This window comes from Pseudomonas sp. F9001 (assembly GCF_013385435.1).
In the GTDB taxonomy this organism is placed as follows: Bacteria; Pseudomonadota; Gammaproteobacteria; order Pseudomonadales; family Pseudomonadaceae; genus Aquipseudomonas.
This window is the reverse complement of the sequence record NZ_JACAPX010000015.1, coordinates 196260-214662: the sequence shown is the minus strand read 5'-3', so window position 1 is coordinate 214662 and position 18403 is coordinate 196260. Positions and strand designations below refer to the sequence as shown.

The 18403-nt window shown below is 61.4% G+C and carries 14 protein-coding genes, 1 pseudogene and 1 riboswitch; of the genes and pseudogenes, 9 read left to right on the top strand and 6 right to left on the bottom strand.

The window, feature by feature from the left end:
• Positions 1-51: 51 nt before the first annotated feature.
• From HX818_RS17590 to HX818_RS17570, 5 genes are read left to right on the top strand one after another with little or no spacing between them, the layout of a single operon-like run.
• Positions 52-648 carry a paraquat-inducible protein A gene (locus HX818_RS17590; RefSeq protein WP_003216183.1) on the top strand — a complete coding sequence of 199 codons (597 nt, stop codon included), beginning with the start codon at positions 52-54 and terminating at the stop codon, positions 646-648.
• Complete coding sequence (locus tag HX818_RS17585; protein WP_003216181.1) at positions 645-1289, top strand: paraquat-inducible protein A; 645 nt, start codon at positions 645-647, stop codon at positions 1287-1289. The genes HX818_RS17590 and HX818_RS17585 overlap by 4 nt, the downstream gene beginning before the upstream one ends.
• A complete protein-coding gene (locus tag HX818_RS17580; RefSeq protein WP_177020460.1) occupies positions 1270-2925 on the top strand; it encodes an intermembrane transport protein PqiB in 1656 nt (551 codons plus the stop codon). Before HX818_RS17585 ends, HX818_RS17580 begins: the two co-directional genes overlap by 20 nt.
• A 17-nt stretch (positions 2926-2942) precedes the next feature.
• A complete protein-coding gene (locus HX818_RS17575; protein WP_008434246.1) occupies positions 2943-3497 on the top strand; it encodes a membrane integrity-associated transporter subunit PqiC in 555 nt (184 codons plus the stop codon).
• A 23-nt stretch (positions 3498-3520) separates the two neighbouring features.
• The gene (locus tag HX818_RS17570; RefSeq protein WP_003216175.1) at positions 3521-3865 is read left to right on the top strand and encodes a hypothetical protein; all 345 of its coding nucleotides are present in this window, start codon (positions 3521-3523) and stop codon (positions 3863-3865) included.
• Positions 3866-3874: 9 nt separating this feature from the next.
• Here the strand turns inward: HX818_RS17570 and HX818_RS17565 are convergent, their stop codons facing one another.
• The 5 genes from HX818_RS17565 to HX818_RS17545 form a co-directional block, all read right to left on the bottom strand.
• Positions 3875-6604 carry a LuxR C-terminal-related transcriptional regulator gene (locus tag HX818_RS17565; protein ID WP_102369891.1) on the bottom strand — a complete coding sequence of 910 codons (2730 nt, stop codon included), beginning with the start codon at positions 6602-6604 and terminating at the stop codon, positions 3875-3877.
• Between the two features lie 309 nt (positions 6605-6913).
• Positions 6914-8278: a DUF1329 domain-containing protein gene (locus HX818_RS17560; RefSeq protein ID WP_008434250.1), complete on the bottom strand. Its 1365-nt coding sequence runs from the start codon at positions 8276-8278 to the stop codon at positions 6914-6916.
• 43 nt (positions 8279-8321) lie between these two features.
• Positions 8322-10184, bottom strand: a complete 1863-nt coding sequence (locus tag HX818_RS17555; protein WP_003216171.1) for a DUF1302 domain-containing protein — start codon at positions 10182-10184, stop codon at positions 8322-8324.
• Between the two features lie 331 nt (positions 10185-10515).
• Positions 10516-12198 (bottom strand): fatty acid--CoA ligase, encoded by a 1683-nt coding sequence (locus HX818_RS17550; RefSeq protein WP_003216170.1) that lies wholly within the window; start codon positions 12196-12198, stop codon positions 10516-10518.
• 131 nt (positions 12199-12329) lie between these two features.
• Positions 12330-12962, bottom strand: coding sequence for a LysE family translocator (locus tag HX818_RS17545; protein WP_003216169.1), 633 nt, complete (start codon positions 12960-12962; stop codon positions 12330-12332).
• Between the two features lie 84 nt (positions 12963-13046).
• Here HX818_RS17545 and HX818_RS17540 point away from each other — a divergent pair, with 84 nt between their 5' ends.
• The 3 genes from HX818_RS17540 (at position 13047) to HX818_RS17530 (ending at position 15885) form a co-directional block, all read left to right on the top strand.
• Positions 13047-14012 (top strand): 2-hydroxyacid dehydrogenase, encoded by a 966-nt coding sequence (locus HX818_RS17540; RefSeq protein ID WP_177020459.1) that lies wholly within the window; start codon positions 13047-13049, stop codon positions 14010-14012.
• A gap of 30 nt (positions 14013-14042) precedes the next feature.
• On the top strand, positions 14043-15041 hold the full coding sequence (locus HX818_RS17535; protein WP_008434258.1) for a class I SAM-dependent methyltransferase: 999 nt from the start codon (positions 14043-14045) through the stop codon (positions 15039-15041).
• Positions 15042-15092: 51 nt separating this feature from the next.
• Positions 15093-15212: riboswitch (yybP-ykoY riboswitch) on the top strand.
• 88 nt (positions 15213-15300) lie between these two features.
• Positions 15301-15885: a TMEM165/GDT1 family protein gene (locus HX818_RS17530; protein WP_003216166.1), complete on the top strand. Its 585-nt coding sequence runs from the start codon at positions 15301-15303 to the stop codon at positions 15883-15885.
• 160 nt (positions 15886-16045) lie between these two features.
• On the opposite strand, the gene HX818_RS17525 is transcribed toward HX818_RS17530, so the two are convergent.
• On the bottom strand, positions 16046-16864 hold the full coding sequence (locus HX818_RS17525) for a M48 family metallopeptidase (protein WP_003216165.1): 819 nt from the start codon (positions 16862-16864) through the stop codon (positions 16046-16048).
• Positions 16865-17116: 252 nt separating this feature from the next.
• Between HX818_RS17525 and HX818_RS31500 the strand changes: the two are divergent.
• Positions 17117-18397, top strand: a pseudogene (locus HX818_RS31500) (HAMP domain-containing protein); the annotation flags it as partial.
• Positions 18398-18403: the final 6 nt, after the last annotated feature.

Genomic DNA, 18403 nt, shown 5'->3' with positions numbered 1-18403 from the left:
CTCTGGCGCCAGTCATACAACGCGCAACGTATAGCGCATGGAGTGGGACTTATGGCGACCCTCAGCCCATTGATCATCTGCGAACACTGCGATTGCGTGTACGAAAAAGTCACGCTCGCCAAACATCAGAAGACCCTTTGCACCCGCTGCGCAGGCGTACTCCAGCGTTATAACGGGCTGTCGGTGGAACAACGCCTGGCCCTGACCCTGACCGCCACCGTGCTGTGGATTTTCGCCAACTTCTACCCGGTGATGAGCATCAGCCTGCAAGGCCTGAAAAGCAGCGCCACGTTATGGGATTCGGTGGTCGCACTGGCCCAGGGCCCGATCACCTTCATCGCGCTGGTGGCGGCGATTTCCATCATCATCGCGCCGGTGTTCCAGTTGCTGCTGTTGATCTGGGTGCTGGGCTTTGCGATGAAGGGCCAACGCTCGCCGGCGTTCAAGCTGTGCATGCGCTGGCTCGAAGCGCTTCGGCCCTGGAGCATGCTCGAAGTCTGCCTGCTGGGCGCCATGGTGGCGGTGTTCAAACTCGCCGGCATGCTGGATGTGTTGCCCGGCACCGGCCTGTTTGCCCTGGCCGCCCTCAGCCTGTTGCTGATCCGCATTGCCGGGCGTGATATTCGCGACCTGTGGGACATTTTATGAGCCGTCCACCGACCGCCAGCGAGCTGAACCTGTGCCTGTGCCACAGCTGCGGCCAGGCTTGCGACGTCAGCACCGCGCCCGACGAATGCGAGCGTTGCGGCGCGCCGCTGCACCGGCGCAAGGTCCATTCGCTGACCCGTACCTGGGCCTATATGCTGACGGCGCTGGCGTTTTACGTGCCCGCCAACTTACTGCCGGTGATGAACACCTCGATGCTCGGCTCGGGCGCCGACAGCACCATCATGAGCGGCGTGCTGGAGTTCTGGCAGCACGGCGCCTGGGACATCGCCCTGATCATTTTCATCGCCAGCATCGCGGTGCCGGGTATCAAGTTCGTCGCATTGACGTTGCTGCTGGTCACCGTGCAGCGCAATAACCAGTGGGCGCGCAAGGAGCGCTCGAAGCTGTTTCGCTTCGTCGAAGTGATTGGCTACTGGTCGATGCTGGATGTGATCGTGGTGGCCTTGGTGGCCGCCCTGGTGCGGTTCCAGGCCCTGGGCACCATCGAGCCACGCCTGGGCATTCTGTTCTTTGGCCTGGTGGTGGTTTTCACCATGCTCTCGGCAATGAGTTTCGACCCGCGCCTGATCTGGGAAAACCCACACAACGAGGAGATGCCGGATGGCGTCGCAAACCACTGACAAACCGCAGCCTGCGGGCTCGCCTGCGATCAAGACGCGGCGCTTCAGCGTCTCGCTGGTGTGGATCGTGCCGATTGTCGCGGTGCTGGTGGGCATTTCGCTGGTGGTGCACAGCATCCTTCAGCAGGGGCCGAGCATTACCATTACCTTCAAGACCGGCAGCGGCCTGACCGCCAACAAGACCGACGTGAAATACCGCAACGTGGTGATCGGCCAGGTGACTGACGTGGAGTTGAGCGACGATCAGAAAAGCGTCAACGCCACGATCAAACTGTCCAAACAGGCTGAAAGCTTCACCCGTGAAGACTCGCAGTTCTGGGTGGTGCGCCCACGTATCGGCGCCGGCGGCGTTTCCGGTATCGACACGCTGCTCTCCGGGGATTATATCGGCGCCGATATCGGCCAGTCCGATACCCGCGCCAACCGGTTCACCGGCCTGGAAAACCCGCCGCCCATTACCTATGGCGAACCGGGCAAGCGCTTCACGCTGCACACCCAGGATCTGGGTTCGCTGGATATCGGCTCCCCCGTGTACTACCGCAAGATTCCCGTTGGCCAGGTGGTGGCCTATGCCCTGGACGCTGACGGCAAGGGCGTGAACATCGACGTGTTCGTGCATGCACCCAATGACGCCTACGTCACCGAGAACACCCGGTTCTGGAACGCCAGCGGGATTGATGTGAGTGTCGGCGCCAACGGGTTTGCGCTGAAAACCGAATCCTTGTCGTCCATGCTGGTGGGCGGCATCGCCTTCCTCGCCCCGCCCTACAGCCCCAACGACAAGCCGGCCGACGAAGAACACTCCTACGAACTGTTCGCCGACCAGCAAACCGCGCTGGCCCCGCCCAATGGCAAGGCGCAATACCTGAACCTGCGGTTCGACCAGGCCTTGCGCGGGCTTACGGTGGGTGCGCCAGTGGAATTCCTGGGTATCGAATTCGGCAAAGTGGTGTCGATCAACCTGGATTTCGACGAGAAAAAACGCAGCTTCCCGGTCAACGTCGGCATCGTGATCTACCCGCAGCGCCTCGGCGAAGCCAACACCAAAATGCTCACGGTCTTGAAGCATGACCCCAACGACGAAGCCGGCGGTGTGCGCCTGATGGGCAGCTTCATCGAACACGGCCTGCGCGCCCAGGCCCGCAGCGGCAACCTGCTCACTGGCCAGCTGTATATCGCCCTGGACTTCTTCCCCAAGGCCGACAAAGTCGTGTTTGACCCGAACCTGCGCCCCGTCAGTATTCCGACCATCCCCGGCAACCTGGAACAACTGCAGGAAAAACTCGAAGGCATCGTCAACAAGATCAACCAGCTGCCGATCGAGCGAATTGCCGGCAACCTCGACGGCAGCCTGGTGGAACTGCGCAAGGGTCTCGGCCAGTTCAACGCCAAGACACTGCCGGGGGTGCAAAACACGCTGGCCGACGTGAGTAAAACCCTGCAATCCGCCAGTTCGACCCTGGCCGAGGATTCGCCGCAACGGGAACAGTTGACCCAGACCCTGGACGAACTGAGCCGCATGTCGCGCTCCCTGCGAGAGCTGTCGGACTACCTGGCACGCCATCCCGAATCGCTGATTCGCGGTCGCCCCGACAACGCCGCGCCCTCCGACCTGCAAGGGCCACCGCGCAAATGACCACAGGAGCAACCACCATGGCTTTGCCGCTGAAGATCACGCTGCTCACCGGGTTGCTGCTGCTGACGGCGTGCCGCAGTGAGCCCATTCAATTTCATACCCTGACGCCGGTGCAGCGCAGCAATGCGTCATTGGCCGCGGGGGGCGAGATCCGGATTGAAAGCATCACGGTCCCGCCACAGGTCGACCGGCCACAGATTGTCATCCGCCAGGGTGACAGCGGCGTGGCCATTCTCGAGACGCAATGGTGGGCTGCCAGCCTGGTGGATGAGTTGCGCAGCGCGCTGGTGGATCAACTCGCCAGCAGCCGGAAAAACCTGGCGGTGCGCATTGAGGTCCAGCGCTTTGACTCGATCCCCGGGCAGTACGCCCTGCTCGACGTCAAATGGCGGCTTCGCCAGACGGGCACGGACGAACGCACGCCGCTGACGTGTCGCACGGTGGTGCAGTCGCCATCCGGCCCGACCATTGACGACCTGGTGATCGCGCAGCAGAACAACGTCAAGCGGTTTGCCGCGCTGCTCAGCCAGGCCGCCGACAAGTCATCGAGTGAGTGCCCCGCCGTGCGGTAAACATTGATCCAGGGGATCGAGCCATGCGCACATTCTGGAAGTGGTATCAGCAACTGCTGGAGAATGACTTCAGCACCCAGGTCTTCGACAATGTGAAGAACCTGCTGGTATGCGCGCTGTTGTTTGCTGCGGGCACCAACGCACTGGCCGGGAAACATGAGCTGTTCCTCGGCATCCTGGCGTCAAGCGTGGCCGGGTGGGGCTTGATCGTGGTCTCAAGCTTGCTGATGGTGCTGAATGTGAGCGATGGCATCCGCCGGCTCGCCAAACTGCGTTATCACCTGGTCCTTCAGCTGCTGCTTATCCTGATCTATGTGCTGGTGGCAGCCCGCGTGGTGGAAATCGTCTGGGGCTTTCGATCCCATTGATCCAGGTTTCTACCCCAGCAATCCCATCTCCTGCGCCCGCGCCACCGCCTGTGTGCGCCGCTCCACCCCGAGCTTGCTGTTGATATGGCTGGCGTGGGTTTTCACGGTGTGCAGGGAGATAAACAGCTGATTGCTGATCTCCTGGTTTGAACAACCCTGTGCGATCAGGTGCAGCACCGCCAGTTCACGGGTGCTCAGGGTCTCCAGTGTGTGTGGGGTTTCAACTACTGCAACATCCGGCAAGAGTGCCAGCAGGCCCTGGTTCATCAGTCCATGGGGATCCCGAGACAGCTGCTCCCGCGTCCACTCGGGATAGCGTTCCAACAGGCGCTGGAAAGGTTGCATCGCGCCACCGGCAGCCGCTTCAAGCGCGCGGGCAAACACCGGGCGGGCCTGGGCTTCCTGGCCACCGTCCAGCAGTAACAGTGCCTGCTGGGTCAGCGCCATCAGGCTGATCATCTGCCGGCCGCTGTTATGGGCCTGGCGTGCCAGTTCGTCGAGCCGTTGCAGTGAAGCCGCCGGCTGATGACGGATGGCGTCGAGTGCCGCCTGTTGCAACTCGATATGTTGCGGCAGGTGCGGGTGGAACTCCGGTGCGGCAGCGGCCTGTTCACCGTTGTAGGTTTGCCCCAGCCGCGTCAGCCAGGCATCGGCCAGGTCGGTGCGCCCCTGAGCCAGCCATAGCTCGCATTTGACCAGGGTGATCATCGCCAGATAGAAAATCGGCGGCACGTCCCAGATATGCATCAAGCGCTCGGCCTCGGCCAATTCGGCAAAGGCCACGGAGAAGTCGCCACGGCGACCTTCGAAGCTGGCGATCACACAGTGGCCGATCAACACGCTGATATCCCGACAGGCTCGCGCCTCCGTCAATCCGGCACGCAGCCGAGCGAGCCCGGCTTCAGGCTGGCAGCGCATCAGCAGCAAATAGCCTTCGTACAACGCCAGGCGCGCGCGCACTGCGTACAGCCGTTGCGGCGCCAGGCCTTGCAAACGTTGCAGGCCCTGGCGCACTTCATCCAGCGACCGCAGGATCTCGCCACGGGCCTGCAGTACGCGCGCTCGGTCGTAATGGGCCAGCGCTTCAAACAATGGATTGCCGACCCGCTGCGCCAACTCCAGGGATTCGCGGTTCAGGCCGCGGGCGCGCCACAGGTCGGCGTCGACAATGGCCAGGTTGGACAGGGTCGACAGGCACATCAACCGCTGGCCATAGCGTTTGTGCGGCAGGCTTTCCAGGGCCTCGCTGCAATACGACTGGGTCAGCTCACGATCACCACGGCCCCGGGCAATAATCCCGCTGAGGGCCAGCCATTGCGCCAGCATCGACTTTTGCGCGGTGGCCGACGGGGCCGGTAAAAAACGGCTGAGGTGGCTGGCCAGTTCCTGCGCCGCATCCAGCTGGCAGGCCAGGCCCAACGCCCAGCTGTAGAGCACGATCAGGCGTGGCGTACTCATCAGCAAACTGTCGGGCAAGTCCATTTTCCAGCGCAGCAGCATGCCGACATTCTGCTCCGCCAGCAGTTGCTCTTCGGACAGGTTCTGCACCAGGTTTGCCGCCACATCCAGGTGGCCCGCACGCAGCGCCTGCTCCACTGCCTCGTCGATCAAGCCCTGGGCATTGAACCAGCGGCAGGCCCGCAGGTGCAGACTGGCTGCCGGCAACACGGCATTGCTCGCGCGCCGGGTGCGCAGCAGGTCGGAAAACAGATGGTGATAACGGTACCAATGGCCCTGCTCGTCCAGCGGCACCAGGAATACCTGGTGGGCTTGCAGGTAGCGCAGGATTTCCGTGCTGTCGTGGGCCTCGCGCACGGCGTCGCACAGCTCGCTGCAAAAGCGCTCCTGGGACGCGGTGTCGTAGAGGAACGCCTGGACTTCCGAGGGCAGGCAGTCGATGACCTCTTCGAGCAGGTAATCGCGGATCAGCCCTTCCCCGCCGTGCAAACCCTGGGGCAGCGTACCTTCGCTGCCGGCCTCGGAAGCCGCCAGCAGCCAGAAACGCAGGCCGGCCACCCAGCCTTCGCTGCGCCGGATCAGGTTATCCAGGGCTTCACCACGCAATGAACTGCTGTGGCGATCCAGCAGCGCCAGGGATTCGCCGTGAGTCAGGCGCAGGTCCTGCTCGTGCAGTTCCAGCAAATGCCGGGACAGGCGCAGTCGGGCCAGGTGCCAGTCGGGACGCTGGCGGCTGGTGACCAGCACCAGCAGGCCGTCGGGCAGGTGATTGAGGAAAAATTGCAGGCAGCGGTCGAGTACCGGGCCCTGGGCCAGATGGTAGTCATCCAGCACCAGCAACAGCGGCGCCTGGGTCGACAGGTGCACCGTCAGTTCATCCAGCAGGCCGTCGAGCCATTCTTCAAAGGCGAAGGGTTGGTGACGCTGGCGCATTTTCAGCAGGCCCAGGGATTGGGCGCCCAACTGCGGGAAGTATTGCTGCAAGCCGTCGAGCAGGCGTTCAAGAAAACGTCCCGGGTCGTTGTCCCGGGGACTTAGCCCCAACCACAGGCTTTGCCAGTGGGCCGGCAGGCTCTGGCAGAACTCCACCGCCAGCGAACTCTTGCCGAACCCGGCCGGAGCGCTGACCAGCAACAGACGCCCGGCCAGCCCTTCGCTCAGCCGTTCGCACAGGCGCGGTCGCAACACATAGCCGTCAGGCAGTGGGGGTCGATAGAAGCGCCCTTCCAGGGTCGGAATCACCGCGCTGGCAGGCCCTTGAATTCGGGACAGATCAGTCATCGCCGGGCTCTTGTAGAAGGCTGTTGTCGGCATTGCAGATGTCCGCAGACTAGCGGTAAAAGCGGCAGCTTTGTAGATCTTTGCAACATTTGTCTGAAAAAGACTACAACAAAAAATATCCGGACTTCTTCTGTAACGACCGACACTCTGTGGCGAGGGAGCTTGCTCACGCTGGAGTGCGCAGCGCTCCCGTTTTTGGGGCTGCTACGCATCCCTGCGGGAGCAAGCTCCCTCGCCAAAGTGGTCCGGCAAAAAAAAGCCCCGAACCAGTCGGGGCTTCTTCGAGGATGCGGCCTCGTTTACAGCAAGTTAGCGAACACCATCCTGGCGCAGGGCCGCCGGGGTGAAGTCGCTGGTGGTGGCGGTGAAGCCGAAGTCATAGGCCTGTTTCTCTTCGTTCTTCATGCCCAGGGCCAGGTAGCGGCCGGACTGCAGGTCGTAGAGGGTTTCGAGGGCGTACCACGGCACTTGCTTGTCGTAGTAGTTCTCGGCATGGGCTTCAGCCACGCGCCACAGCTGGCCACGACCGTCGTAGTGGTCGATGACCGCGGCTTGCCAGGTGTCTTCGTCAATGAAGAAGTCACGCTTGGCGTAGATATGGCGCTGGCCTTCCTTCAGGGTTGCAACCACATGCCACACACGGCGCAGCTCGTAGCGCGCCAGGTCCTGGTTGATGTGGCCGGCCTTGATGATGTCGACATACTTGAGCTTCGGATCGTCGAGTTTGTAGCTGTTTTCGGCGATGTACAGTTCCTTCTTGCCTTCCAGTTTCCAGTCGTAGCGGTCCGGTGCACCGTTGAACATGTCGAGGTTGTCGGAAGTCCGCAGGCCGTCGGCGGCGGTACCCGGGCCGTCATACGATACTTGCGGCGCCCGGCGCACACGACGCTGGCCGGCGTTGTAGACCCACGCCGAACGGGGTTCTTTCACCTGGTCGAGGGTTTCGTGCACCAGCAGCACACCACCGGCCAGACGTGCCGGCGCAGTCACTTGCTGCTTGAAGTAGAACAGGATGTTGCCCGGGTTTTTCGGGTCGTAGTCCTTCATCTTGTCGCGGAACACGAACTGATCACGGAAATACACTAGGCTGAAGGAGCCGTTGGTTTGCGGCGTGGCCTGGGTCACCAGGCGGGTCACGCTGCCGCCGCGATAGCGGGTGATGTGGTTCCAGATCACTTCAACGCCGCTTTTCGGAATCGGGAACGGTACGGCGGTTTCAAAGTTTTCCAGGCCGTTGCCGCCGGACACCAGGTTGGTGCTGGTGGCGTTTTTCTTGATGGCGGCGAACACATCAGCCGGCACCGTGGCGCCGCGATGGGTCGGGTAGACCGGCATCTTGAAGGTGTCGGGGTAGCGCTTGAACATCGCGTACTGCCCGGGCGCCAGCTTGTCCTTGTACTGCTCGACGTTCTGCGCGGTGATGGTGAATTGCGGTTGTTCGCTGGCGTACGGGTTGGCCAGGAAGCCACGGGCATCCACGGCACCGGCGTTGGTGGGCAGCGGCGACCATTTAGGGATGGTGCCGGCCGCGTTACCGGCCATTTCGGCGCCCATCGGGGTCAGGGTCGTGCCGAGCTTGGCGGCTTCATCCGCCGAGACCGCCGCCATGACGCTACCCGCCATGATCGACAGCCCCAGCACACCCACCTGCAACAGATTTTTAGTTATTTTCATGTTCTGGTTCTTCCTTAAAACATACTGCTTAAAGAGAGTGTGCTTAGAAGTTCACGCCGACGCTCAAGGCGACAAAGTCGCGGTCGTCCACGGTGCTGTAGTCGCCACCAAAGAAGTTGGTGTAGGCCAGGCTCGCGGTGTAAGTGTTCTGGTACTCGGCGTCCAGCCCGAGGCTGATCGCCTTGCGGCCTTCCTCGAAGTTACCGCCAGGGCCAGGCGAGTAACCCTTAACGTCATGGGACCAGGCCACGTTGGGTTTGAGGTTGACGCCGGCAAACACATCCGGGTATTCCCAGATCGCACGGCCACGGTAGCCCCACGAAGTTGCAGTAGTGAAGCCGTCGTTGTTGCAACTGGTGTTCAGGCCGTTGGCATTGGGAAGGCCAGCACCTTGGGCGGTAGAGTTGTTCAATGCCGCACACGCGCCGTTAGGCAGGGTACCCGGGCCAAACACCGGATCACGGCCATAGCGAACCTTGGACTTGCTCTCCAACCCGCCGACATAGGTCATACCGACTTCGCCCACCAGCGTCAGGCGGCTGGCGCCCATGACCTGGTCAAAGAAGTGGGTGAACGTGGTTTGGAGTTGAGTGATTTCCTTACGGCGATAACCATGCAAATCCTGGCCTGGTACACCGCTTAACAACGAAGCATCCTTGAGCACCGGGAAGCCCAGAGGGCGAACGCCGGCAAACAGGATGTCGGTGGAGTTCAACTGCACAGGCGCGTTGGGCCGGTAGCTCAACTCGCCGCTCCATGCCGTGCCGGTAGGCAACGTGGTGGAGAAACTCAAGCCAAAGAGGTGGATGTCTTCCGGATACTCAACGAAGTATTGCGAGTTTCCCGCCACCACCAGTGCAGCTGCCTGACCCAAAGGCCTGGCTCTGTCGTAGACCGACTGAGGCGCGCCAGTTGCACTGAAAATCGGCGCACGGCTGTGGTAGTTCATGTAGTAGGCGCCGAACTCGGTGTCCAGCGGCTCAAAGTTGTAGTGCATTGCGACGCCGTATTGGCCGCCGTCACGTGCGTTACGGTTCGGACCGCGGCGCACCAGGACGCCCTCGTCATTAACGTCGACGCCCAAGGCGGCCAAGCTCGGCAAAGCGGCCGGGTTGATCGTGGAACGCTTGTTCAACACCCGCAAATTATCGTTGCAGCCGGTGGTAATGATGTCGGGCTGCGAGAAAAACGTGCCGCAGTTATCGGTCACGGTCTTGTCCCAACCGATCTGATAGAAGCCTTCAGCCGACAGGTTGTCGGTCAGCGTTTGCGACACGTAGAACATGTTGACCGGAATCAGGCCCTCCTTGATCTCGGCCCCCGGACGACGGAATGCAGCCACGTCGATCGGGTTGATGGCGTTGATACCGCCACCAATGAACGTGCTCTCACCCCAGCTCACTACCTGCTTGCCCAACCGTACGGAACCCGGTTCATCACCAATCGAGTAGTTGTGGTAGACGAAGGCGTCGAGAATCTGCCCGCCGGAAGATCGGGCGCCTGTTGGGCGGTTGTTGTCGCTGATGTTCTTGAAATCGAGGTCGTCGTCTTTAAGCTTGAAGTCATACCAGTACTTGCCCCGGACAAACACGCCGGTGTCGCCGTATTTCAACTCAAGGTCATGAATGCCTTTGAAGATCTTCGAGAAGGAATCACCTTTGTCGAAGTTCAGGTGACCGTCATCCGAGGTTTGCGACAACCCCCTGCCACCGTTGTTGGCACCGATCAGGTCTTTATTGCGACCCGCCGTCGACCAACTGGCCCCGACCGACAGGGACGAGTCAAAGCTGCCTTCGATTTCACCGATGTTGAAACTGACGCCGAATGCAGGCCCGGCGAGCGTAGAGGCGAGGCTGACGGCCAAGGGCAGTTTTGCCCGGCGCCAGAACTGGTGTGCTGAGATCATCGACGCTACTCCATGTGCATTATTGTTATGGCAGTGAGTCGTTTCCAAGGGCTTGTAACGGCCGGAATACAACGATTCCAATGCCGGGCGAACACATGAACCCGCCGGGCTCACAGCACCGCACCTTGAAAAACTCTGGGATGAACTATAGCCAGCAGGGGGTACCGCTTGATCCCTCTAAAGTGTGATTTGCATCACCAACCCGTCTGCCACAGTCCTTTTCGCCATGCTGACGAAGGTCAGCGACGGAAGGATGGCTGAAAATTGGCAAATCACAAGTGAAGGCTTGGACTAGAGCGCTGCCGTGCCCGCGAGGGCACGGCAAGCAGCGTCAGAGGGTAGAGAGGAAGGTGCTGTTGTTGGCCTGCCATTCGATGATGTCGACACGGATACGTTTTTTGTCGAGCTTGCCGACACTGGTCTTGGGAATTTCCGTAACAACAGCGATCTGGCTTGGAATCGCCCACTTGCTCAGGTGGCCCAATTCCACGAATGGCTTGAGATGTTCCTTGAGCTCCTTGGCCCCTATCACATGGCCATCACGCACCACCAGCAACGCAAACGGGCGCTCACCCCACTGCGGGTCGGCAATCCCCACCACCGCTACTTCGCGTACCGCCGGGTGGCGGCTGACCAGGTCCTCAAGGGCCAGCGAGGAGATCCACTCGCCGCCGGTCTTGATCACGTCCTTGATGCGGTCGCGAATATCGATCACGCCGAAGGCATCGAGGGTGGCCACATCGCCGGTGTGCATCCAGCCGCCGGCCCACAACTCAGCGCCCTTCTGCGGCTCGTTGAAATAGCCTTCGCTGAGCCATGGCGCGCGCAGCACCAGCTCGCCCTGGGATTCACCGTCGGCGGGCAGGAAGTTGCCCTCGCCGTCGATGATCGCCGCTTCCACCAATGGCCCGGGCACGCCAGCCTTGATGCGGTAGGTGGTGCGTTCGTCTTCGGTGCCGGCCATCAGTTCTTCATTGAGGTGGGCACAAGACACCAGCGGCCCGGTCTCGGACATGCCGTACGCCGCCGTCAGCTGAATACCGCGGGCCTTGGAGGCTTCATACAGCGAACGATTGAGGGCGCTGCCACCGATGACGATTTTCCAGCCGCCGAAATCCACGCCCTGCCCGGCCTTGGCGTTGAGCACCATTTGCAGGATGGTCGGCACACAATGGGAGAAGGTGACCTTCTCCTTGCGCCACAGCTCCACCAGGTATTCGGGGTCGTAGCGGCCTGGATAAACCTGCTTCAGGCCGAGCATGGTCGCCACATACGGCAGGCCCCAGGCGTGGACGTGGAACATCGGAGTGATCGGCATGTAGACGTCGTTGGTGCCCAACAGACGCACGCTGTCGACGCTGCCCATGATGGTCGCCACGCCCATGGTGTGCAGCACCAGTTGGCGGTGGGTGAAGTACACGCCCTTGGGATTGCCCGTGGTGCCGGTGGTGTAGAAGGTGGTGGCGACGGAGTTTTCGTCGAAATCCTCGAAGTCATAGCGGGGGCTCGCCGCCGCCAGCAACGTTTCGTACTCACCCACGAGGTTGGGCAGCTCGGCGGTTTTGTCCGCGCCGTCGGTGAGCAGCAGGGTTTTGTCGACGGTGGTGAGGTGGCCGGCGATGGCCTGGTAGAGCCCCACGAACTCGCTGTTGACCAGCACAAAGCGGTCCTCGGCGTGGTTCATGGTGTACAGAATCTGTTCCGGGGACAGGCGCACGTTGATGGTGTGGATTACCGCACCAATCATCGGAATGGCAAACATGCATTCCAGGTAGCGATGGCTGTCCCAGTCCATCACGGCCACGGTATCACCGGCCTTGACCCCGGCCTCGGTCAGCACATTGGCCAGGCGGGCGACGCGCTCGATCAGGGTCGGATAGGTGTAGCGCAACTGGTCGCGGTAGACGATTTCCCGGGTCTTCTCGTAGCGTGTCCCGGACATCAACAGGCGTTTGATCAACAGCGGGTATTGGTAGGCGCCTTCGGCGGGCGGGATAACACGAGTCTGCAACATACGAATCCCTTATCTGACTGCACGGTCTTGGCTGAAACATCTGCACTGTAGAGCGCTTATGTTTCAGCCAAATCACCCAAAGGAATGATTTGCAGAACCCAATGAATGCTAGCTTTGCGCCAGCATCCGGCTTATTTCATGCTGGTAAACGCCAGCTTCACGCCGATGGCAATCAGCACCGCGCCCATGGTGCGGTCGAACCAGTGGCCCATGCGTGCAAAACCGGCGCGTACGCGTTGCTGGCTGAACAGCATGGCCACCAGGCAAAACCAGATCGCGGTCGCCACGGCCAGGTACACGCCATAACCGGCCTGGACCGCCAACGGCGTGTGGGGATTGATCACCACGGTGAACAGCGACAGGAAGAACAGCGTGGCCTTGGGGTTCAAGCCGTTGGTGACAAACCCTGAGGTAAACGCACCACGGGCAGTGCGCTCGCCCGCTTCCAGGTGCAGGTCTTCTTCACTGGCAGGCTTGGCCGGCTGGGCGCGCAGGGCCTTGAAGCCGATGTACAGCAGGTAGGCCGCCGCCGCCCATTTCAGCGCATTGAACAGCACGATGGACTGGGACACGATCAAGCCGATGCCCAGCAGCGAATACCCCACGTGCAGGAAAATCGCCGAACCGACGCCCAACGCCGTCCAGGTGCCGGCCCGTCGGCCATGGGTCACGCTTTCACGTACCACCACGGCGAAATCCGGGCCAGGGCTGGCCACCGCCAACAGGTGAATCAGTGCCACGGTCAAGAACTCGGTGAGGTACATGCACACTCCAGGAAGTAACTGATTATTTCATCTGATAGGCTCGGCAGATTACGCCTTCGAATCCCGCCGCAAAAGGTACAGTTGATGACGAACAATCGCCGCGCCGTCTTCCTTGATCACCCTTCCCTGGACCTCGGGGACCTGGACCTCAGCGGGTTGCAGGCACTCTTCAGCGAACTGAGCCTGCACCAGCAGACCACACCCGAAAACATTATCCAACGCCTGCAAGGCGCGCAGGTGGCCATCAGCAACAAGATCGCGCTGAATGCCGAGACCCTGGCGGCCTGCCCCGAGCTGAAGCTGATCCTGGTGACCGCCACCGGCACCAACAACGTCGACCTCGCCGCCGCCCGCGCCCACGGCGTTACCGTGAGCAATTGCCAGGGTTACGGCACGCCATCGGTGGCGCAGCATACGATCATGCTGCTGCTGAACCTGGCGACGCGCCTGAACGACTATCAACGGGATGTGCAGGCGGGGCACTGGCAACAAGCCAAGCAGTTCTGCCTGCTGGACTACCCGATCGTCGAACTGGAAGGCAAAACCCTCGGGCTGCTGGGCCATGGTGAATTGGGCGGTGCCGTTGCGCGCCTGGCTGAAGCCTTTGGCATGCGCGTGATCCTGGGTGCGATTCCAGGCCGCCCGGCCCGCGCCGATCGCGTGCCGCTGGACGAGTTGCTGGCGCAGGTCGACGCGCTGACCCTGCACTGCCCGCTCAACGAACACACCCGCGACTTTATCGGTGCCCGTGAACTCGCCTTGCTCAAGCCCGGCGCGTTTATCGTCAACACCGCCCGTGGTGGCTTGATCAACGAACAGGCCCTGGCCGATGCCTTGCGCAGTGGGCACCTGGGCGGCGCGGCGACCGATGTATTGAGCGTGGAACCGCCGGTGAACGGCAACCCGTTGCTGGCCGGCGACATCCCGCGCTTGATCGTCACCCCGCACAACGCCTGGGGCAGCCGCGAAGCCCGGCAGCGGATCGTCGGCCAATTGATCGAAAACGCCGAGGGCTTTTTCTGCGGCGCCCCGCTGCGCGTCGTCAGTTGATAAACTGCGCCCCTTTTCAAGGAGCAGACCATGGATCCGCGCAGTGAAGTACTGCTTCGCCAGGCCGAACTTTTTCAAGGCGACGTGCTGCTGGTGGGCTTGCCCGCCGACGACCTGCTGGGCCGCCTGCCCAATGCCCATGGCTGGAGCTGGCACGCCGGCGACCAGGCCGCACTGGACGCACGTTTTGCCGAGCGCAGCCAGTTCGGTGTGAACGTGCCCGAGCGTTCGTTCGAGACCGCGGTGGTGTTCCTGCCCAAGTCCAAGGACCTCACCGACTACCTGCTCAATGCCGTGGCGGCGCGTTTGCCCGGCAAGGAGTTGTACCTGGTGGGCGAGAAGAAAGGCGGCATCGAAAGCGCGGCCAAGCAACTGAATCCGTTCGGCAAGCCGCGCAAGCTCGACAACGCGCGGCACTGCCAGTTGTGGCTGGTGACGGTGGCCAACGCCCCCGAGCCGGTAGAACTGGAGAGCCTGGCGCAGGTGTTCGAGGTGCCGCTGGCTGAGGGCCCGCTCAAGGTGGTGAGCCTGCCGGGCGTGTTCAGCCACGGTCGGCTGGATCGCGGTACCGCATTGCTGCTGGAGCATCTGGACAAGTTGCCGAGCGGTCACTTGCTGGATTTCGGTTGTGGCGCGGGTGTGCTCGGGGCAGCGGTCAAGCGTCGCTACCCGCATAACACGGTGACAATGCTCGACGTGGATGCCTTTGCCGCTGCCAGCAGTCGCCTGACACTGGCGGCCAATGGCCTGGAAGCCGAGGTGTTGACCGGTGATGGCATCGACGCTGCTCCGATGAATCTGAACGCGATTCTGAGCAACCCGCCGTTCCACGTCGGGGTGCACACCGATTATTTCGCCACCGAGAACCTGCTGCGAAAAGCGGCCAAACATCTGGCAAAAGGCGGCGAACTTCGCTTGGTAGCCAACAGCTTCCTGAAGTATCAGCCGCTGATCGAAGAGCATCTTGGGGTGTGCGCAATCAAGGCAGAAGGCCAGGGTTTTCGCATTTACCGTGCCAAGCGCGGCTGAGATCTTTTTCCAAAAGAAGGCTTGCCGAATGGATTTTGCCTAGGCAGAATCCGCTCCGTCCTAGGGGAGTAGTCTCCCACGAGCGCCACGCTCGTCCGGCATACGTCAACATACTTGGTCAACAGGCCATGGCGTATGCGACCCAGGAGTCCGCACAGACGGACCGGGGTTTGACAAGACCTATGACACGAACACCTTACCCGGGGCGGGAAGGCTGTACGTGTCATAGCCGTGTCGACCCGCCCCTGGAACTTACCTGATGCTGGATTCTCTGCTCGTCCCTACCGCAATCGTTGCCTTGGCCGAAATTGGCGACAAGACGCAACTGCTCGCGCTCATTCTCGCTGCACGCTTTCGCAAACCCTGGCCGATCATCGCCGGCATCGTTGCCGCGACCCTGGCCAACCATGCGGCCGCCGGTGCCGTGGGGGCCTGGTTCGGGAGTTTCTTCTCGGATGCGGTGCTGCACTGGATCCTCGCGGCGAGCTTCTGCGCCACGGCGCTGTGGACCCTGGTGCCCGACAAGCTCGACGATGACGAAGCCAGCACTTCCCGCAAGTTCGGGCCCTTCCTGACCACGCTGATCGCGTTCTTCCTCGCGGAAATCGGCGACAAGACCCAGATCGCTACCGTGATGCTCGCGGCGCAATACCCGGAACTGTGGCTGGTGATTATCGGCACCACCCTGGGCATGTTGATTGCCAACGTGCCGGTGGTGCTGGCGGGTAATTTTGCCGCGGACAAATTGCCGCTGACGCTGATTCGTCGACTGGCGGCTACGGCATTCTTCATCCTGGCCATTGTTGCGGTGTACAAGGCCATGCAGAGCAGTGGCTGGATCTAAACGCAACCCCATATGGGGGCTGGGCTTTTGTGGGAGCTGGCTTGCCTGCGATAGCATCACCTCGGTGCAACTGACACACCGAGGTGCCTGCATCGCGGGCAAGCCCGACTCCCACACAAGCCGGGCCCCCACATTCAGATTTGCATTTCAGCCTTATAAATCAGGATTTTTTCGCCTGCTGATACAACGGCATCACCTTCGGAATCGCCGCCTGCAACGAGGCGATCCGGCTGTCGGAGGCAGGGTGGGTGCTCATGAATTCAGGTGGCGAGCCTTCCGAAGCCTTGGCCATTTTGTTCCACAGGGTAATCGCCGCGTTCGGGTTGTAACCGGCACGCGCCGACAACTCCAGGCCGATCAGGTCCGCTTCGTTTTCATTGCTGCGGCTGTTGGGCAAGGTCATGCCGTAGTTGGCCACGGTATCGGCCAGCGCCAGGCTGTCCTGACCGAGGCCGAACAACGCACCGGCCCCCTGCTTCGCCATTTCGATACCGTAGGCCTTGGACATGGCTTCGCGGCCGTGCTCACGCAAGGCGTGGGCAATTTCATGGCCCATCACGGCGGCGAGTTCGTCGTCGGTCAACTTGAGATTGTCGATCAACGCGCTGTAGACAAAGATCTTGCCGCCAGGCCCGCAGTTGGCGTTCATCTCGTCACTTTTGATCAGGTTCACTTCCCACTTCCACTGCGCCGCATCCGGGCGGAAGGTGGGCGCCTGGGCGATCAGGCGGTTGGCAATCGCCTGCACGCGCTTGGCGTTGGCGCTGGTCTTGTCCACCAGGCCCTTGCCGCTGGCTTCACCCAGGGTCTGCTGGTAGGACTGCGCATACATCTGGTCGACTTCCTGGCTCGACAACATGCTGAACATGTACTGCTTGCGCTCAACGCCCACGGCGCCGCCGCTGGTGGTGTTGACCGACTGACAACCGGCGAGCAACAAAGCCGCGCCCAACGCACATACCGCCACTGTCTTTTTCATCAACCTGCTCCCTGAAAACATGGCGCGTATCGTAGTCGGCCAATTGTATCGACGCCAGATACAACAGACGTATAGCCACCTGATTTCAGATACATCCCACACTGCCGCAAAAAATTCACAAACGCTGGCAACCATTCCATTTACGACATTCGCCCATCCGGCACAGCCATTTTGAGGTAATGGCCCTCATGTCTCCCCCGCCCGCGGCCGATATACACAAGCAGCCAATCTCCCCCTGCGTTCGGAGCCGTCATGAAGTTCAAGTCGATTCAATTTTCTGTCGCGGCACTGGCCGGGGCCATTGTCCTGAGCGTGGTGGCGGTGTTGGTGCTGTATGCCTTGTTCGCCGGGGCGCGCACCCAGGAGATGGTGCAGGAACGCACCCAGGGTCAATTCGAACAAATCATCGAGCAGCGCCTGACCGCCCTGGCGCAAACCCAGGCGACGCTGATCCAGCGCGAACTCGAAGCACCGCTGGTGACGGCCAAGGGCCTGGCCACCGCCAACGCCCTGATGGGCATGAAAGACGCCAACGGCAACCCGCAACTGGCGGTCTCCCGTGAACAACTGATCAACCTGATCCACGAAACCGTGGTGCGTAACCCGAAGATTCTTGGCGCCTATATAGGCTGGGAAGCCAACGCCATCGACCACAACGATGCTGCCTACGTGAACAGCCCGGTGGTCGGCATCGAAACCAACGGCCGCTTCCTGCCGTGGTGGTTCCGCAATGCCGACGGCAGCCTGGGCCTGGATAAACTGGCTGACGTGGCCGACCAGACCATCCTGTCCACCGGCGTGCGCGCCAGTGAGTACTACCTGTGTTCCAAGGAAAGCAAAAAGCCCTGCGCCATCGATCCGGCCCCTTATAAAGTAGGGAATGCGATGGTGATGCTCGCCTCGTTTATCGAACCAATCATGATCGACGGCACCTTTCAGGGCATCGTCGGCGCCGACCTGTCGGTGAACTTCATCCAGGAAATGCTCACCAAGGCTGATCAGAATTTGTACAACGGTGCTGGCGAGTTGGCGCTGATTTCCAGCAACGGCCGCCTGGTGGCCTACACCAAGGACGCCAGCAAGCTCGGGGAAAAAGCCAGCGACCTGCTGGACAGCAACGAACTGGCCAACCTCGGCCAACTGAAGATCGGCGAGGTGCGCTATGACGTGGACAAGCAACACGGGCATATCGAGCTGTTCCTGCCGTTCAACATCGGCCAGACCGACGCCCGCTGGACCCTGCTCCTGCAACTGCCCCTGAGTGCGGTAATGGCCGACCTGCAGGCGATGCAGCACGACCTCGACGCCCAGCGCAAAACCGATATTTTCGGCATGGCCGTGGCCGGGCTGCTGATCGCCGGCATCGGCTTGCTGGTGATCTGGCTGGTGGGCCACGGCATTGCCCGGCCGCTCAAGCAAATGGTGGCGATGCTCAATGACATCGCCCAGGGCGAAGGCGACCTGACCCGGCGCCTGACCAGTGATCGCGCCGACGAACTGGGGGCGATTGCCAGCGGCTTCAATACATTCCTGGCCAAG

Coding starts and splice junctions, on each gene's coding strand:
- HX818_RS17590 (WP_003216183.1), top strand. CDS start 52: ATGGCGACCCTCAGCCCATTGATCATCTGCGAACACTGCGATTGCGTG.
- HX818_RS17585 (WP_003216181.1), top strand. CDS start 645: ATGAGCCGTCCACCGACCGCCAGCGAGCTGAACCTGTGCCTGTGCCAC.
- HX818_RS17580 (WP_177020460.1), top strand. CDS start 1,270: ATGGCGTCGCAAACCACTGACAAACCGCAGCCTGCGGGCTCGCCTGCG.
- HX818_RS17575 (WP_008434246.1), top strand. CDS start 2,943: ATGGCTTTGCCGCTGAAGATCACGCTGCTCACCGGGTTGCTGCTGCTG.
- HX818_RS17570 (WP_003216175.1), top strand. CDS start 3,521: ATGCGCACATTCTGGAAGTGGTATCAGCAACTGCTGGAGAATGACTTC.
- HX818_RS17565 (WP_102369891.1), bottom strand. CDS start 6,604: ATGACTGATCTGTCCCGAATTCAAGGGCCTGCCAGCGCGGTGATTCCG.
- HX818_RS17560 (WP_008434250.1), bottom strand. CDS start 8,278: ATGAAAATAACTAAAAATCTGTTGCAGGTGGGTGTGCTGGGGCTGTCG.
- HX818_RS17555 (WP_003216171.1), bottom strand. CDS start 10,184: ATGATCTCAGCACACCAGTTCTGGCGCCGGGCAAAACTGCCCTTGGCC.
- HX818_RS17550 (WP_003216170.1), bottom strand. CDS start 12,198: ATGTTGCAGACTCGTGTTATCCCGCCCGCCGAAGGCGCCTACCAATAC.
- HX818_RS17545 (WP_003216169.1), bottom strand. CDS start 12,962: ATGTACCTCACCGAGTTCTTGACCGTGGCACTGATTCACCTGTTGGCG.
- HX818_RS17540 (WP_177020459.1), top strand. CDS start 13,047: ATGACGAACAATCGCCGCGCCGTCTTCCTTGATCACCCTTCCCTGGAC.
- HX818_RS17535 (WP_008434258.1), top strand. CDS start 14,043: ATGGATCCGCGCAGTGAAGTACTGCTTCGCCAGGCCGAACTTTTTCAA.
- HX818_RS17530 (WP_003216166.1), top strand. CDS start 15,301: ATGCTGGATTCTCTGCTCGTCCCTACCGCAATCGTTGCCTTGGCCGAA.
- HX818_RS17525 (WP_003216165.1), bottom strand. CDS start 16,864: ATGAAAAAGACAGTGGCGGTATGTGCGTTGGGCGCGGCTTTGTTGCTC.